Origin of the sequence: Blautia sp. CAG:237, from assembly GCF_000436615.1 — a bacterium.
Taxonomy (GTDB): Bacteria; Bacillota; Clostridia; order Lachnospirales; family Lachnospiraceae; genus Blautia_A; species Blautia_A intestinihominis.
The window spans coordinates 1-17,377 of sequence record NZ_FR886743.1 but is presented as its reverse complement, the minus strand read 5'-3'; the positions used below and the strand labels follow the sequence as shown (position 1 = coordinate 17,377).

Here is a 17,377-nt window from a genome sequence, read left to right as displayed (position 1 = left end):
AAAAATTGGTAAATTTGACTGTAACTGTACGGTTTTCTCTTCCTTTTTTACGCAAAGAGGTGTATAATATAAAGCACCAATGGTCTTACAAAAAGACTGGAAAATACTATCAACAGGGAGGTATATCAGTATGGATTACAAAGAGGTATATGAGCAGTGGCTGTCCAACCCATACTTTGATGAAGCGACAAAGGAAGAATTAAAAAATATTGCAGAAGATGATAATGAGATCAAAGAACGTTTTTATATGGATCTGGAGTTCGGTACCGCAGGTCTCCGTGGAATCATCGGAGCCGGAACCAACCGCATGAACATCTATGTAGTAAGAAGAGCAACTCAGGGTCTTGCAAACTACATCGCAAAGGTTGACAAGAAATCACAGGGTGTTGCGATCGCATATGATTCCCGTCATATGTCACCGGAATTTGCCGAGGAAGCAGCTCTCTGTCTTGCAGCAAACGGAATCAAGGCATATATCTTTGAATCACTGAGACCGACACCGGAACTTTCTTTTGCAGTACGTCACCTCGGATGTGTTGCAGGTATCAACGTAACAGCCAGCCATAACCCGCCGGAATACAACGGATATAAGGTATACTGGGAAGATGGCGCACAGATCACACCGCCTCACGACAGCGGAATCATGGGAGAAGTTAAATCCATTTCTGACTGGAATACTGTTAAGACTATAGACAAGGCAGAAGCAGAAAAAGCAGGTCTGTTTCAGGTGATCGGCAAAGAAGTAGACGATGCTTACATGGCAGAACTTAAGAAACAGGTTCTTCACATGGATGCGATCAAGGCTGAGGGCAAGAACCTCAAGGTTGTTTACACACCTCTTCACGGTACAGGAAACATCCCGGCAAGAAGAATCCTCAAAGAACTTGGATTTGAGAACGTTTACGTTGTCAAAGAACAGGAACTGCCGGATGGAGATTTCCCGACAGTAAGCTATCCGAACCCGGAAGCAGCAGAGGCATTCGAACTTGGACTGAAACTTGCCAAAGAAGTAGATGCAGACCTCGTTCTGGCAACAGACCCGGATGCAGACCGTCTTGGTGTACGTGTCAAGGACAAGAACGGCGAATATCATGATCTGACAGGAAACATGTCAGGCTGCCTGCTTGCAAACTATGAGATCAGCCAGAAGAAAGCGATCAACGGAAGTCTTCCGGAGGATGGCGCTCTGATCAAAACCATCGTTACCACAAACCTGGCAGATGCGATCGCCAAAGGATACGGCGTAAAACTGATCGAAGTTCTGACAGGATTCAAATTCATCGGACAGCAGATCCTCGGATTCGAGCAGAGCGGCAAGGGAAGCTATCTCTTCGGATTTGAAGAGAGCTACGGCTGCCTGATCGGTACATATGCAAGAGACAAAGATGCGATCGTAGCTACAATGGCACTCTGCGAAGCTGCTGCATACTACAAGACTCAGGGCAAGACTCTCTGGGATGCAATGATCGAGATGTACGAACAGTTTGGTTACTACAAGGATGCGATCCAGTCTGTAACCATGAAGGGAATCGAAGGGCTTCAGAAGATCCAGGAGATCATGAACTCCCTGCGTCAGAATCCGCCGGCAGAGTTTGCAGGACACAAGGTCGTTGCTGTAAGAGACTACAAGGCAGACACGATCACAGATGTGGCAACAGGCGCAGTGAAACCTACAGGACTTCCGAACTCCAACGTTCTGTACTATGAACTGACAGATGATGCATGGGTATGCGTTCGTCCGTCCGGAACAGAGCCGAAGGTTAAATTCTACTACGGCGTTAAGGGAACTTCCCTTGCAGATGCAGATGAGAAATCTGACATCATGGGCAAGGCAGTTCTGGATATGGTTGACTCCATGAAATAATCAGGTAACTGGCGTATGCAGGAATTTGACAGATTTATGGAAGTTGTCCGGGAACTCCGGAAGAAATGTCCGTGGGACAGTGTGCAGACACATGAAAGCCTAAAGCCATATCTTATGGAGGAAGCAGGGGAAGTCCTCGAGGGGATCGATCACCTGAATGCAGAGGGCGACAGCCAGAATCTCTGCGAGGAACTGGGAGACGTTCTGTTCCAGGTTGCACTTCACAGTGTGATCGCGGAGGAAGAAGGGCTTTTTACGATCAAGGATGTGATCTCGGGCGTGGAATCCAAGATGAAATTCCGTCATCCGAAGATTTTTTCACCGGATGATGCAGAGGCAGTGTCTTTGTCTTGGGATGAATTGAAAGCCCGTGAAAGACAGAAGAAATCAGAGTGATTTTTTCTTTTAAAAAACGACAGGAGACCGCCTCCAATGGCAGGAAAAGCCTTGACAATTTGACACAAAAGGTATATATATAGTAAATAGCGTGCATATGCCAGGAAGCATTACGCAATAAATTAAGAAAGAGATTATTTAGAGGAGGAAACACCATGAATAAAACAGAATTAGTAGCAGCAATGGCGAAAGAAACAAACCTTTCCAAGAAAGACGTAGAGGCAGTTTTAAAATCTTTCACCGACGTTGTGGCATCCGAATTAAAAAAAGGTGGAAAAATCCAGTTAGTAGGTTTTGGTACATTTGAAGTAAGCGAAAGAGCAGCAAGAGAAGGAAGAAATCCTCAGACTGGCGAGACAATGACGATCGCAGCTTCCAAAGCACCGAAATTCAAAGCAGGAAAAGCTCTGAAAGATCTGGTAAACGAATAATTATAGCGTAAGCTGGGGGAACGATGAGTTCCCCCATTTTTTAACGGAATTTAAAGGAGAAACTTATGAGACTTGACAAATATCTGAAGATCTCACGTCTGATCAAGAGAAGAACCGTGGCGAACGAAGCATGTGACGCAGGAAGGGTCCTTGTCAATGACCGTCCTGCCAAAGCATCCGCACAGGTCAAGGCAGGCGATACCATTGAGATCCAGTTTGGCGGCGGCAAGAATGTCAAAGTAGAAGTTCTGGAAGTAAAGGATACTGTCCGCAAGGAAGACGCGGAGAATCTTTATAAATATATCTGATCGCAGATAATGCCCGGTCTATCTGCCCTGATCTTTACATAAACTGAAATGTAATGGATCAAATGGAACGACAGGAGGCAGAGACATGGAACAGAGCACCGCACGGCAGCCTCACAGACTGGTCCTCGAAAACAGGAAAAAAAGCATGATTTCGGGAGTCCAGGATGTCCAGTCCTTTCATGAACAGGAAATCCTTCTTCTGACCGAGGAAGGGAAGCTCCAGATCAAAGGCGAAGGACTTCATGTTAAACGACTGAACCTGGAAAAAGGTGAGGCAGATATCGAGGGCAAAATAAACAGCCTGATCTATCTTTCCAGAAACACCCCGAAGAAGGACGAGAAACTTCTGAAACGGATGTTTCGCTGAAAATGAGCAGTTATATGGAAAGAGAGACGTTCCTGTTTCTGATAGCGGCAGGAACCGGTGCAGGGCTGTTTTTGTTTTACAGGGTCCTGGGAATTTTTCGCTGGATGTTTCCGGGGCGGAGATCTGTGGCGTTTTTTGACCTTTTGTACTGGATTCTGTCAGGGAGTGTGGTTTTTGCAGAGCTTTACCAGTATAATGAAGGCGTTTTGAGGCTCTTTTTGCTGCCTGCCGTCTTTTGGGGGGCTTTTTTGATGAATTCTTTGTTAAAGAGGTTGCTATTTCTTGTTAAAAGAGGTAAAATTTCAATAATTATGGAAAACCGCTTTTGTAATTGGAAGAGGGGAAAGCAGATTGAAAAAGTCCAAAAAAAAGAAAAAAAACACAAGAATATTAAATAATTACCTCGGGATGGCTCTGATATCGGTAGTTGTTGTGCTTCTTCTGGGAGTTCTTACAGTGCAAAGTAATGAACTGAAAGCCAAAATCTCATCCTACGATACAAGAGCAGCAGAGATAAGAACTTCGATAGAAGAAGAACAGGATCGAACCAAACAGATCGACGAAGAGAAAGAATATATGCAGACAGATGAATATGTGGCAGAGATCGCCAGAGACCGTCTCGGGCTTGTCAAAAGCAATGAGATTGTTTTTGAAGAGGAGAAATAACACATATTTTGAAGAAAACTTTTCTGAAATAGCTGACAGTATTTGACAGATATTTTATAAAATCCCTTTTATAATTTCCCTTAATGAAGACATCAGGGGAGGGGAAAACATGCAGGAATGGATAATTGCCATGCTCGTGCTCAGCATTCTGCTGATTTTGCGGGACATGGCAAAAACTGTTTTGAAGGGAAGAAAATCCAGAAAAGAAGAGCCTTTTCCTTTAGGCGGAGAACATCCCCAGAAAGAAAAAGTAGAACGGTACGCAGCCTCATTTCAGAAACTTGCAGATACTTTTTATGGAATGCCATATAAGAAAGAATATTTAAGCAGTGCCCAGGTTGAGAATGTTATCCGGGAGACGGGAGAACGTTTCTGCAGAAACTGTTACCGGAGAGAACTGTGCTGGGGAGACCACGCAGAGGAGATGTATCTGTGCGGGGAGGCAATGGTACGTGCGATAGAGCAGGCGGATGAGGAGAAGATCGAAGAAGCACGGAAACGATGTGGAGAGAACTGCGGCAGATCAGCGCAGTACCTGGAATCCCTGAAGGACTGTTTTCAGAAGGAAAAGCAGGAGATGATCTGGGGGAACCGGATGATCGAGAGTCGGCTTGCAGTTGCACAGCAGTTGAATGAGATTTCACATATTATGCAGCAGGTTGCAGAAGATCTCTATGATATCAGTGCGGCGGAACCCGTTTTTCAGGAAGAACTTGCCAGGAGTCTTCGAAAGCGTCATGTGATCCTGAAACGGGCATGGGTCATGGACAAGGTCGAAGGGCGCAGACAGATTTTTCTGACCATGCGTGCCAGAAGCGGACAGTGTGTTGCTGTATCAGAAATCTCGCAGATTTTGTCCGGGATATGCGAATGCACAATGACCTCGGCACAGGGGAGCCGCTGTATTGTGAACCGGGATTTCCATACGGTTCACTTTGTGGAGGATGTCAGCTATCAGATGCTGTATGGTGTCGCAAAGCTTACCAGAGAAAAGGAAAAAGTTTCAGGAGATAATTACATCTGCCGACAGGAGGATGGAGGAAAATTTGTGATGTGTCTTTCGGACGGAATGGGTTCTGGAATGGATGCATGCAGGGAAAGTGAGATTGTGGTAGAATTACTGGAGCAGTTCATGGAATCAGGTTTTTCACAGGAGGCAGCGGCGAGAATGGTCAATTCTGCCCTGATTCTGAATGGACGGGAAGGTATGTTCTCCACAGTTGATATCTGTGCAGTGGACCTTTATACGGGAATCTGTGAATTCCTCAAGGCAGGAGCAGCAGCTACTTTTATCAGGAGAGATCATTGGGTAGAGGCAATCTCATCGGAAAGCCTTGCGGCAGGTCTGGTACAGAGAATTGATTTTGACACAGCCTCACGGAAACTGTATCATGGGGACTGTCTTGTTATGATGACGGACGGAGTTCTGGATGCCCTTCCAACAGACTGTGAAGAAGAAACAATGAAAGAAATCATTCTGGATGTGCAGGAGAGTGCTCCGCGTGAGATCAGCCGGGGAATTCTGGAGAGAGTGCTTGGCTACAGTGACTATCGGGCGAGAGATGACATGACCGTGCTGGTTGCCAATGTAGTAAGAAAGTAAAGGACATAAGAAAATGCGGGAAAAGACATTCGATAAAGTAAAGGATTTTGTGAAAGAAAATGAAATGCTCGCCAGGAACTGCGCGGTCATTGCGGGCGTATCCGGTGGAAACGATTCTATGACGATGCTGCATCTTCTGAGGAGACTGAGAGAGATCTGGCATTTTCATCTCCGGGTGGTGCATGTGAACCATGGGATCCGGGGAGCGGAGGCAGACAGGGATCAGCGGATGGTGGAGACTGTATGCACCAAATGGAATATCCCATGCAGCGTGTATCGCTATGATGTCCCGGAGCTTTCGATGAAATGGAAACTGGGAACAGAAGAAACGGGAAGGATCGTGCGCAGGCAGGCTTTTGACGCAGAGACGCACAAGTGCCGGAAACAATATGCGGTTGTCCGTACGGCGCTGGCACATAATAAGAACGATCTTGCCGAGACAATGCTCCATCATCTGGCGAGAGGGACAGGCCTCAGGGGCTTATGTTCTCTGAAACCGGTGAATGGAGAGGTGATCCGTCCTCTTTTGTGTTTAGAAAGAAGAGAAATTGACGATTATATTAGAGAGTGCGGGATCCCGAGTGTCCTGGACAGCACGAATCTGGAGGATGAATATACGAGAAACCGCATCCGCAGGCATCTTCTTCCTGTGATGGAGCGAGAGATCAATGCCAAAACGGTTGAGCACATGGCAGAGACTTCGAGGCTGCTCTCAGAGGCGGAGGAGTTTCTGACAGACGAGGCGGCGCAGCTGGCCGCAGATTACAGAGAACCGGATGGAAGTTACTGCCTTGGAGAAGGATTTTTTCAGAAAAAACAGATCCTCAAAAGCTATGGAGTCCGGACGATCCTCGAAAAACTGAGCGGCCGCAGCCGGGATCTCACACAGACGCATATCCGGCAGGTACTGGAACTTTATTCCTGCCGGGTGAGCAAGCGGATTTCGCTTCCATATGGACTGGAGGCTGTGCGGACTTACGATGGAGTGATCCTCAGGAAGAAAATACAGCAGAAACCGGGAACAGAAGGGCGAAAGGAACAGGAAATTCCCCTTCCAGCCACATCGGAAGAGGTGGAAACACCGTTTGGCCGGTTTACGATCAAAGTTTTTTCCTATTCCGGCGAGAAGATTTTAGAAAAAAAGTATACGAAATGGTTTGATTGTGATAAAATAAAGTGCGGTTTGTCAGTCCGTACCCGCAAAACAGGAGATTATCTCATTGTCGGCAGGGACGGAGGCCGCAAAAAGCTGACCAGATGCATGATCGATGATAAATTTCCAAAGGAGACCAGAGATCAGGTACCGCTGATCGCAGATGGCGGGGAGATTTTGTGGATCATAGGCGGAAGGATCAGCGAACGGTATAAAATTACTTCATGCACAAGAAATGTATTAGAAATTACATACCAAGGAGGAACCAGGTTATGAGTGAGAGAATCAAGGTTTTACTGAGCGAAGAAGAAGTGGATGCAAGAATCCAGCAGGTTGCAGCCAAGATCAGCAAGGATTATGCAGGCAAGGAAGTCCATCTGATCTGCGTACTGAAGGGCGGCGTGTTCTTTACCTGTGAACTTGCAAAGAGAATTACTGTACCGGTAACTCTGGACTTCATGTCCGTATCCAGTTACGGAGATGATACCAAGTCAAGCGGTGTTGTCAAGATCGTGAAGGATCTGGACCAGCCGCTGATCGGTAAGGATGTGCTGATCGTAGAGGATATCATTGACTCAGGAAGAACTTTAAGCTATTTGCTCAAGATTCTTGAGGACAGACATCCAAACAGCATCCGTCTGTGTACTCTGCTTGATAAGCCAGAGCGCAGAGTTAAGAAAGATGTAAAAGTAGATTACTGCTGCTTCAATATTCCAGATGAGTTTGTTGTAGGATATGGGCTTGACTATGCTCAGAAGTACAGAAACCTCCCGTTCATCGGAGTTGTGGAATTTGACGGCGAGTGAAAGGAGATTCAGTTAAGTGAACAGACAGCCAGGCAAAATTGGTCTTTATCTGGTGCTGATCGTGATGCTGGTTGCAGGATATTTTTATCTGAATAATCAGGTAACTTCCCAGAGTAATTACACGATGGAAGAACTGCAGCAGGCAGCCGAGGACGGCAAGGTGACTTCTGCATCCTTGTATCAGAACAGGGAGGTACCGACGGGATCTGTTGTGGCGGAGATCGAGGGCGAAGGACAGAAAAAGGTCAATGTAACAGACGTAAACACTGCACAGGAGATTCTTGAGAAATACGATATTCATCCGGATGTGAAGGATGTTCCGCAGGAGAGTGCTTTTCTCACAACGTTTTTACCTGTGATCCTTACAGGAGCATTTATCCTGATCCTGTTTGTCATGATGAACAGACAGATGTCAGGAGGGGGCGGCAACTCCAAGATGATGAATTTTGGCAAGAGCCGTGCAAAGATGATGCTTCCGGACGACAAAAAAGTAACTTTTCAGAACGTAGCCGGTCTTCAGGAAGAGAAGGAAGATCTGGTAGAAGTTGTGGATTTCCTCAAATCTCCACAGAAATATACCAGTGTGGGAGCCAGAATTCCTAAGGGCGTGATCCTTGTAGGTCCTCCAGGAACAGGTAAGACACTTCTTGCCAAGGCTGTTGCAGGAGAAGCGGGGGTTCCGTTCTTCTCCATTTCCGGTTCAGACTTCGTGGAGATGTTTGTCGGTGTCGGTGCTTCCCGTGTCCGCGACCTGTTCGAAGAGGGCAAGAAGCATGCACCGTGTATCATTTTTATCGATGAGATCGATGCAGTTGCAAGACAGCGTGGAACCGGTATGGGCGGCGGTCATGATGAGAGAGAGCAGACTCTGAACCAGCTTCTTGTAGAGATGGATGGATTCGGAGTGAACGAGGGGATCATCGTTATGGCAGCAACCAACCGTGTCGACATTTTGGACCCTGCGATCCTGCGTCCGGGACGTTTTGACCGTAAGGTTGCAGTCGGCAGACCAGATGTCAAGGGACGTGAGGAGATCCTTCGCGTTCATGCCAAGGACAAACCTCTTGGCGAGGATGTTGATCTCGCACAGATCGCGCAGACAACAGCAGGATTTACAGGCGCAGATCTTGAGAACCTCCTGAATGAAGCTGCGATCATGGCGGCCAAGGCGACCAGATCCTATATCACGCAGCAGGACATCAAGCAGGCCTTTATCAAAGTTGGTGTCGGTGCAGAGAAACGAAGCAAAGTCATCTCTGACAAAGAGAAGAAGATCACAGCATACCATGAGGCTGGACATGCGATCTTGTTCCATGTGCTTCCGGATATGGATCCTGTTTATACGATTTCCATCATTCCGACAGGTGTTGGGGCAGCAGGATATACCATGCCTCTTCCGGAGAATGATGAGATGTTCAATACCAAGGGCAAGATGCTTCAGGATATCACAACGCTGCTTGGCGGCCGTGTTGCCGAGGAACTGATCTTTGGCGATATCACGACAGGTGCATCCAATGACATCAAGCGTGCGACAGGAACTGCCCGAGCAATGGTCATGCAGTATGGTATGTCAGACAAGCTTGGTCTGATCACTTATGGTGATGACGGTGATGAGGTATTTATCGGACGAGATCTGGCACATACCCGAAGCTACAGCGAGGAAGTTGCCAAGGAGATCGACCAGGAAGTACATGATATCATCGACAAGTGCCACCAGGATGCAAGAGAGATCATCACTCAGCATATGGACGTGCTCCACAAGTGTGCAGCTCTTCTTTTAGAGAAGGAAAAAGTCCACAGAGAAGAGTTTGAGGCACTTTTTACATCAGAAAAAGTTGATCTCTCAAAATAAAGTATGCAAGATGCACAAAAACAAATTGTGATTTTTGTGAACTTTGTGCACACTTTTCGGTAGACGCATGGTACTATATACATCGTAAAAACCCCCCAATACATTATATAGTTTTTGCTACACCCCATAAGAAGAAATACCTTCTCCAAAAAAGACAGCCTATCCCGCTGTCTTTTTTATTTTGTAAAAATAACTATAATCGAGACGGTATTTCAGTGGTTTTTATATTGTACTTTTATGAATTTTCAACTAGAATAGACATATGCTTAAGAATAAGGGGACTTTAATTATGGAATGGGAAAACGAAGACATTACCAGAAAAATGCAGTACATTCTGAATATGCGGCCGGTGCTGAATAAGGACGCTTTTTTCAGTGACGGAACGAGATATTACAGAAATCCTACCGAACCAAAGGCGGGGGAAACGGTAATGATCAGTTTCCGGACCCAGAAAAACAATGCAGACGCAGTATACCTTGTATCCGGTGAGAAGAAACATAAGATGAAGATCTATAAGACGGTCAAGGGCTTCGACTATTACGGAACCAAGATCGTGATGCCGGATGAGGTTTTTCGATATCACTTTGAAATTCTGTATGGTTGGGTAAACTGTTACTATAATCAGCGGGGAGTCTGTACAGAATTACAGGAACGCGATGATTTTGAGATCTATCCAGATTTCCAGACTCCGGACTGGGCGAAGGGGGCGGTGATGTACCAGATCTTTGTGGATCGTTTCTGCAACGGAGATCCGACCAACAGTGTTCTGACAGATGAATATTCTTATATTGGAGAACACTGTGAGCAGGTACATGACTGGTCCAAGACACCGGCTGTCATGGGTGTCCGGGAATTTTATGGCGGAGACCTTAAGGGCATTATGGATAAACTGGATTATCTCCAGGATCTTGGCGTGGAGGTCGTATACCTGAATCCGATCTTTGTATCGCCGAGTAACCACAAGTATGATACACAAGATTATGACTATGTAGATCCACATTATGGAAGGATCGTAGAGGACTGTGACGGACTTCTGGCTCCATGGGACCGTGAGAACTCACATGCGGCGAAATACATCAAGCGAGTTACCGACAAGAAGAATCTGGAAGCAAGTAATCAGCTTTTTGCAGAGCTGGTGCAGGAACTGCATAAACGTGGAATGAAAGTTATCCTGGATGGCGTTTTCAATCACTGCGGTTCTTTCAATAAATGGATGGACCGTGAGCGGATCTATGAAGGACAGGAGGGCTATGCGCCGGGGGCTTATATCTCAGCAGACAGCCCGTATCGTTATTTCTTCAATTTCCGTGACGAGGGAAGATGGCCGTACAACCTGTCTTATGATGGCTGGTGGACGCACGATACGCTTCCGAAGCTCAATTATGAAGGATCCAGAGAACTTTATGACTATGTCCTGAATATCGCGCGCAAATGGGTGTCTGAGCCGTATTGCGTAGATGGATGGAGACTGGATGTTGCAGCGGACCTTGGACACAGCAATGAGTTCAATCATCAGTTCTGGAAGGACTTCCGTAAGGCAGTCAAGGAGGCAAATCCGAATGCGCTGATCCTTGCAGAGCACTACGGCAACCCGGAAGGCTGGCTTCAGGGCGATGAATGGGATTCTGTCATGAACTATGATGCTTTTATGGAGCCTGTGACCTGGTTCCTGACCGGTATGGAGAAGCACAGTGATGAGTACAGAGAGGATCTGTATGGAAACAGTGAGGCGTTTATCGGTGCAATGAAGACACATATGCGTTCTCTTCATATGTCTGCCCTTCATGTGGCGATGAATGAACTGTCGAATCACGATCATTCCAGATTCCTGACAAGAACGAACCGCCGCGTGGGAAGGGTTTCCTACGCCGGAGCAGAGGCGGCTTCTGAGAATATCAATACGGCGATCATGAGAGAAGCGATCGCGATCCAGATGACCTGGCCGGGAGCACCGACTGTTTATTATGGTGATGAGGCTGGTGTCTGCGGATTTACCGATCCGGATAACCGCCGTACCTATCCGTGGGGACACGAGGACAAGGAACTGCTTTCTTTTTACAAAAAAATGATCGCGATCCACAAGAAATACCGTATCCTTCGTACAGGATCCCTCAAATTCCTGTGGAACGACTATCAGGGACTGTGCTACGGACGTTTCTCGCATATCGAGCAGATGATCGTTGTCCTGAATAACCGTGATGAGGGAAGAGAAGTCACGATCAAGGTATGGCCGGCGGGGATCACCCGTATGGAAGAAGTTTCCATGACGAGACTGATCCGTTCCAGCCAGGATGGTTACAATGACCGCCCGAAGGAGATTCGGGCACGTGCCGGAATGGTAAATCTCTATCTGCCGCCGCGCAGCGTCACTCTTCTTTATCACAAAGACAAGATTTCATAATCACGCAAAAATGCAAAGTCCGGACCTGTTTTCAAATATCACGGCTCCGGACTTTGTTTTTTTCTTGACAGAAAAGGATTGATATGTTACGATAACCATACTTTCACGTGGTAGAGTGACTATGTGATAAACTATAAAAATAATTTAAGAGGAGATAGAGGTATGAAGAAAAAAGCAGTTGCATTGATGCTGAGCACAGTAATGGCTATGGGAATGGTTTCTGCAGCAAGTGTACAGGCGAGCGTAGAGGACAAGACCCTGATCGTAGGATTTGATGCAGAGTATCCGCCATATGGCTATATGGATGAGGATGGAGAGTACACAGGATTTGACCTGGAACTTGCTCAGGCAGTATGTGATCTGGAGGGCTGGACTCTGGATAAGAAACCGATCAACTGGGATTCCAAGGATATGGAACTGAATTCCGGATCTATCGACTGTATCTGGAACGGATTTACCATGAACGGAAGAGAAGATGACTATACTTTCTCCGTACCATACGTAGATAACAGCCAGGTGATCGTTGTTGCTGACAATTCCGGCATCGAGAAACTCACAGACCTTGCAGGCAAGACTGTTGGTGTTCAGGCAGCTTCTGCAGCACTTGATCTTCTTCAGAGCGAAGAAGAAGGCGGACAGAAAGAACTGGCAGATACCTTCGGAGCACTGAATGAATTTGCTGATTACAACACAGCATTCACAGAACTGCAGGCAGGAGCACTGGATGCACTTGCAATCGATATCGGTGTTGCCAAATACCAGCTCAACTCCAGAGGAGAGGGATTCAAGATCCTTGATGAGACTCTGAACACAGAGCAGTATGCGATCGGTTTCAAGAAAGGCAATGACGAGCTTTGCGATATCGTAAACGCAGACCTTCAGAAACTGGCAGACGACGGAACTGTAGCAGAGCTTGCTGAGAAATATGAGATCGCTGATATGGTAACTCTCAAGGCTTCTGATGATGCTGATGCGAAAGAAGATACAGAAGAAGCTTCTGATGATGCGGCAGCTGAGGAAACATCCGAAGACGCAGAATGATCAGAAATTCAAAAATACGAAATAAGATATAAGACATATGGGATGCTCCCTGGGGTCTCACCGGGGAGCATCCCTGTTGTAAGTTAATGGAGGAGAAGACATGAGTTTTCAGGTAATGTTACAGCAGCTTACCACAGGATTCGGTTCTACGCTGGTTATCTTTTTTCTGACTTTACTTTTCTCACTGCCGTTGGGGATGGTAGTATATTTCGGAAGAGTAAGCCGTTTCAAGCCACTGAGCTGGATCGTGAAAGCCTATATTTCTATTATGAGAGGAACACCGCTGATGCTGCAGCTGCTTTTGTGGTATTTCGGACCGTTTTATCTCTGGGGAATGAATATCGGGGGGTACAAATTTACAGCGATCATCCTTGGATGTTCTCTGAACTATGCAGCTTATTTTGCTGAGATCTACCGCTCCGGAATTGAATCTATCCCGGTCGGACAGTATGAGGCAGCACAGCTTCTCGGCTATAACAAGAGCCAGACATTTTTTAAGATCGTACTTCCGCAGGTTGTCAAAATCGTACTTCCGTCAGTGACGAATGAAGTTATCACCCTTGTCAAGGATACATCACTTGTATATTCTGTATCCTACATCGAGATGTTTGCACTGGCAAAACAGATCGCAGCAGCACAGACAACGGTCCTTCCGTTTGTGATCGCAGGTGTATTCTATTATGTATTCAATTTTGTTGTTGCATGGGTAATGGAATGGCTTGAAAAGAAAATGAACTATTATCGTTAGGAGGAATGGGCGTGAGTACGAATCTTCTTGAAATGAATCATATCAAAAAACAGTTTGACGGGCTTCAGGTGCTGAAAGACGTTTCCATCCATGTAGAGGAAGGAGAGGTGCTTTCTATCATCGGACCTTCCGGCTCCGGCAAGTCTACACTGCTCCGCTGTGCGACACTTCTGACACGCATCGACGGTGGAGAAATCAGCTACATGGGCAAAAAGGCGATCTGGACAGAAAATGGCAAAGTCTGTATGCCGTCCAAGAATGAGATCAAGGATATCCAGTCCTACTTCGGTCTGGTGTTCCAGAACTTCAATCTTTTTCCGCATTTTACCGTCATGAAAAATATCACAGATGCACCGATCCATGTACAGAAACGAAACAAAGACGAAGTTTATAAAGAAGCAAGAGAACTTCTGGCAAAGATGGGACTTTCTGATAAGGAAGATGCCTATCCGTATCAGCTTTCCGGCGGACAGTGCCAGCGTGTCGCGATCGCAAGGGCACTTGCACTGAATCCGAAGATCCTCTTTTTTGATGAGCCGACATCCGCACTCGATCCGGAACTTACAGGAGAAGTCCTTCGTGTTATCCGTTCTCTGGCGGATCTTCATATTACGATGGTGATCGTAACACATGAGATGAATTTTGCAAAAGATATCTCCGACAGAGTCATCTTTATGGATAAGGGCGTGATCGCAGTAGAAGGAACACCTTCCGAGGTATTTTCTTCCAGCAACGCCAGAATGAAAGAATTCCTTGGCAAATTTCATCAGGGAGAAAAATAAAGGGATTGCTTTTAATCAGGCAATGTTATATAATTTCAGCGTAAAGACAGGAAAAATACTAAGATTAACCGCAGTTACCCCTGCGGTTAATCTGGCGAGAGGATAGGAGTAAATACCATGAGTACAGACAGATATGTAAGCCCCCTTTCAGAGCGTTATGCCAGCAAGGAAATGCAGTACATTTTTTCTCAGGATATGAAATTCCGTACATGGAGAAGATTGTGGATCGCTCTGGCAGAAACAGAAAAAGAACTTGGCCTCAATATCACCCAGGAGCAGATTGACGAACTCAAGGCTCACAAGGATGATATCAACTATGACGTGGCCAGGGAGAGAGAACGTCAGGTACGTCACGACGTTATGTCCCATGTGTATGCATATGGAGTACAGTGCCCGAAAGCAAAGGGAATCATTCATCTGGGTGCAACCTCCTGTTATGTAGGAGATAATACAGATATCATCGTAATGGCAGAAGCTCTGAAGCTGGTTCAGAAGAAACTGGTCAATGTGATCGCAGAGCTTTCCAAATTCGCAGATAAATACAAGGATCAGCCTACACTGGCATTTACCCATTTCCAGCCGGCACAGCCGACAACTGTTGGTAAACGTGCTACTCTGTGGACTCAGGAATTCATGATGGATCTTGAGGATTTGGAATATGTTCTCGGAAGTCTCAAGCTTCTTGGATCCAAGGGAACAACCGGAACACAGGCAAGCTTCCTGGAACTTTTTGACGGGGATCAGGAAACAATTGACAAGATCGATCCGATGATCGCGCAGAAGATGGGATTCAAGCAGTGCTATCCGGTTTCCGGACAGACCTACTCCCGCAAAGTCGATACAAGAGTCCTGAATATTCTTGCAGGTATTGCGGCAAGTGCACACAAGATGTCCAACGACATCCGCCTTCTCCAGCACCTCAAGGAAGTTGAGGAACCGTTCGAGAAATCTCAGATCGGATCTTCCGCAATGGCATACAAGAGAAATCCAATGAGAAGTGAGCGTATTGCTTCTCTTTCCAGATACGTGATGATCGACGCACTGAATCCGGCGATCACTTCCGCAACACAGTGGTTTGAGAGAACCCTGGATGATTCTGCAAACAAGCGTCTCAGCATTCCGGAAGGATTCCTTGCGATTGACGGTATTCTTGACCTCTGTCTGAACGTAGTAGACGGACTGGTAGTATATCCGAAAGTAATCGAGAAACACATGATGGCAGAGCTTCCATTCATGGCAACTGAGAACATCATGATGGATGCAGTTAAGGCAGGCGGCGACCGTCAGGAACTTCATGAGCGCATCCGTGAGCTTTCCATGGAAGCAGGACGCACTGTGAAGGTAGAAGGAAAGGACAATAACCTTCTTGACCTGATCGCGGCAGATCCGGCATTCAACCTTACGATCGAAGAACTCAACAAGTCCATGGAGCCTTCCAGATATGTAGGAAGAGCCAAAGAGCAGACCACAGCTTTCATTGAGAAAGTGGTACAGCCGGTTCTCGACGAGCACAAAGAAATGCTGGGAATCAAAGCAGAAATCAATGTCTAAAATACAGATCAATCAAAAACACGAGGAGGATAAAGTGTTATGGTCAAAGCAGTAGTTGGAGCTAACTGGGGAGATGAAGGTAAAGGTAAAATTACCGATATGCTTGCTCAGGAGGCAGATATCATCGTAAGATTTCAGGGAGGTGCAAACGCAGGTCATACAATCGTAAATGACTATGGTAAATTTGCACTGCACACACTTCCGTCAGGTGTATTCTACAATCACACCACAAGCGTGATCGGAAATGGTGTTGCTCTGAACATTCCGGTGTTCTTCAAAGAATATAACGAAGTGATCGAGAGAGGAGTTCCGGCACCGAAGATCATGATCTCCGACAGAGCACAGATCGTAATGCCATATCACATCCTGTTCGATCAGTATGAAGAAGAACGTCTTGGCGGCAAATCTTTCGGATCCACCAAATCCGGTATCGCTCCGTTCTATTCAGATAAATATGCAAAGATCGGTTTCCAGGTAAATGAACTGTTCCACGACGATGCCCTGAAAGAAAAAGTAGAGCGCGTTGTTGCAACAAAGAATGTTTTACTGGAGCACCTGTATCATAAACCGCTTCTTGATCCGGATGAGATCTATGCAGAACTGATGAAATACAAAGAAATGGTAGCTCCGTATGTTGGAGACGTTTCCCTGTTCCTGTGGAATGCGATCAAAGACGGCAAACAGATCCTTCTCGAAGGACAGCTTGGATCCCTCAAGGACCCGGATCACGGAATCTACCCAATGGTTACATCATCTTCCACACTGGCTGCATATGGTGCGATCGGTGCAGGAATCCCGCCATATGAGATCAAACAGGTTATCACAGTCTGCAAAGCATACTCCAGCGCAGTAGGAGCAGGTGCTTTCGTTTCTGAGATCTTTGGCGAGGAAGCTGACGAACTCAGAAGAAGAGGCGGCGACGGCGGAGAGTACGGCGCAACAACCGGACGTCCGAGACGTATGGGATGGTTTGACTGTGTTGCTTCCAAATACGGATGCCGTATGCAGGGAACCACAGACGTGGCATTTACTGTACTTGATGTACTTGGATATCTTGATGAGATCCCGGTATGCACAGGCTACGAGATCGACGGCAAAGTTACTACAGAATTCCCGACAACAGGACTTCTTGAGAAAGCAAAACCTGTTCTCGAGGTACTTCCGGGATGGAAGACAGACATCCGTGGAATCAAGAACTACGAAGATCTTCCGGAAAACTGCCGTAAATACGTAGAGTTCGTAGAGAAACAGATCGGATTCCCGATCACCATGATCTCCAACGGACCAGGAAGAAACGATATTATCTACAGAAATAAATAAACCTGAATTATTCACGGCTTTGCCGTGAAAGTGGCTGAAAGCCACATAGTTACTGTATTTTAACTGCATATTGCTTTTCACCTATTAA

The 17,377-nt window shown here is 46.4% G+C and carries 17 protein-coding genes; all 17 read left to right on the top strand.

Annotation, left to right across the window (positions count from 1 at the left end):
- Window positions 1–130: 130 nt before the first annotated feature.
- The 17 genes from QZL69_RS08525 to QZL69_RS08445 all read left to right on the top strand — a co-directional run bounded on the left by QZL69_RS08525 (window position 131) and on the right by QZL69_RS08445 (window position 17,289).
- Window positions 131–1,864, top strand: coding sequence for a phospho-sugar mutase (locus tag QZL69_RS08525; protein WP_022214791.1), 1,734 nt, complete (start codon window positions 131–133; stop codon window positions 1,862–1,864).
- Window positions 1,865–1,879: 15 nt separating this feature from the next.
- A complete protein-coding gene (locus QZL69_RS08520; RefSeq protein WP_022214790.1) occupies window positions 1,880–2,260 on the top strand; it encodes a MazG nucleotide pyrophosphohydrolase domain-containing protein in 381 nt (126 codons plus the stop codon).
- Between the two features lie 155 nt (window positions 2,261–2,415).
- Window positions 2,416–2,691 (top strand): HU family DNA-binding protein, encoded by a 276-nt coding sequence (locus tag QZL69_RS08515; RefSeq protein ID WP_022214789.1) that lies wholly within the window; start codon window positions 2,416–2,418, stop codon window positions 2,689–2,691.
- 65 nt (window positions 2,692–2,756) lie between these two features.
- Window positions 2,757–2,999: an RNA-binding S4 domain-containing protein gene (locus QZL69_RS08510; RefSeq protein ID WP_022214788.1), complete on the top strand. Its 243-nt coding sequence runs from the start codon at window positions 2,757–2,759 to the stop codon at window positions 2,997–2,999.
- A gap of 85 nt (window positions 3,000–3,084) precedes the next feature.
- Window positions 3,085–3,366 (top strand): sporulation protein YabP, encoded by a 282-nt coding sequence (gene yabP, locus QZL69_RS08505; RefSeq protein ID WP_022214787.1) that lies wholly within the window; start codon window positions 3,085–3,087, stop codon window positions 3,364–3,366.
- Window positions 3,367–3,380: 14 nt separating this feature from the next.
- Complete coding sequence (yabQ, locus tag QZL69_RS08500; RefSeq protein WP_291519029.1) at window positions 3,381–3,764, top strand: spore cortex biosynthesis protein YabQ; 384 nt, start codon at window positions 3,381–3,383, stop codon at window positions 3,762–3,764.
- Between the two features lie 10 nt (window positions 3,765–3,774).
- On the top strand, window positions 3,775–4,032 hold the full coding sequence (locus QZL69_RS08495; RefSeq protein ID WP_118251743.1) for an FtsB family cell division protein: 258 nt from the start codon (window positions 3,775–3,777) through the stop codon (window positions 4,030–4,032).
- Between the two features lie 109 nt (window positions 4,033–4,141).
- Window positions 4,142–5,635: a SpoIIE family protein phosphatase gene (locus QZL69_RS08490; RefSeq protein WP_022214785.1), complete on the top strand. Its 1,494-nt coding sequence runs from the start codon at window positions 4,142–4,144 to the stop codon at window positions 5,633–5,635.
- Between the two features lie 13 nt (window positions 5,636–5,648).
- Window positions 5,649–7,064 (top strand): tRNA lysidine(34) synthetase TilS, encoded by a 1,416-nt coding sequence (tilS, locus tag QZL69_RS08485; protein ID WP_022214784.1) that lies wholly within the window; start codon window positions 5,649–5,651, stop codon window positions 7,062–7,064.
- Window positions 7,061–7,594, top strand: coding sequence for a hypoxanthine phosphoribosyltransferase (gene hpt, locus QZL69_RS08480; protein WP_022214783.1), 534 nt, complete (start codon window positions 7,061–7,063; stop codon window positions 7,592–7,594). The genes tilS and hpt overlap by 4 nt, the downstream gene beginning before the upstream one ends.
- Window positions 7,595–7,658: 64 nt before the next feature.
- Complete coding sequence (gene ftsH / locus QZL69_RS08475; protein WP_118698175.1) at window positions 7,659–9,446, top strand: ATP-dependent zinc metalloprotease FtsH; 1,788 nt, start codon at window positions 7,659–7,661, stop codon at window positions 9,444–9,446.
- 289 nt (window positions 9,447–9,735) lie between these two features.
- Window positions 9,736–11,847 (top strand): glycoside hydrolase family 13 protein, encoded by a 2,112-nt coding sequence (locus tag QZL69_RS08470; protein WP_022214781.1) that lies wholly within the window; start codon window positions 9,736–9,738, stop codon window positions 11,845–11,847.
- Window positions 11,848–12,009: 162 nt separating this feature from the next.
- Window positions 12,010–12,888 (top strand): amino acid ABC transporter substrate-binding protein, encoded by an 879-nt coding sequence (locus QZL69_RS08465; RefSeq protein WP_022214780.1) that lies wholly within the window; start codon window positions 12,010–12,012, stop codon window positions 12,886–12,888.
- A 100-nt stretch (window positions 12,889–12,988) separates the two neighbouring features.
- The gene (locus QZL69_RS08460) at window positions 12,989–13,636 is read left to right on the top strand and encodes an amino acid ABC transporter permease (RefSeq protein ID WP_022214779.1); all 648 of its coding nucleotides are present in this window, start codon (window positions 12,989–12,991) and stop codon (window positions 13,634–13,636) included.
- Window positions 13,637–13,668: 32 nt separating this feature from the next.
- The gene (locus tag QZL69_RS08455; protein WP_173905270.1) at window positions 13,669–14,418 is read left to right on the top strand and encodes an amino acid ABC transporter ATP-binding protein; all 750 of its coding nucleotides are present in this window, start codon (window positions 13,669–13,671) and stop codon (window positions 14,416–14,418) included.
- Window positions 14,419–14,535: 117 nt separating this feature from the next.
- Window positions 14,536–15,969, top strand: a complete 1,434-nt coding sequence (gene purB, locus QZL69_RS08450; RefSeq protein ID WP_022214777.1) for an adenylosuccinate lyase — start codon at window positions 14,536–14,538, stop codon at window positions 15,967–15,969.
- Window positions 15,970–16,008: 39 nt separating this feature from the next.
- Complete coding sequence (locus tag QZL69_RS08445; protein WP_022214776.1) at window positions 16,009–17,289, top strand: adenylosuccinate synthase; 1,281 nt, start codon at window positions 16,009–16,011, stop codon at window positions 17,287–17,289.
- Window positions 17,290–17,377 lie beyond the last annotated feature (88 nt).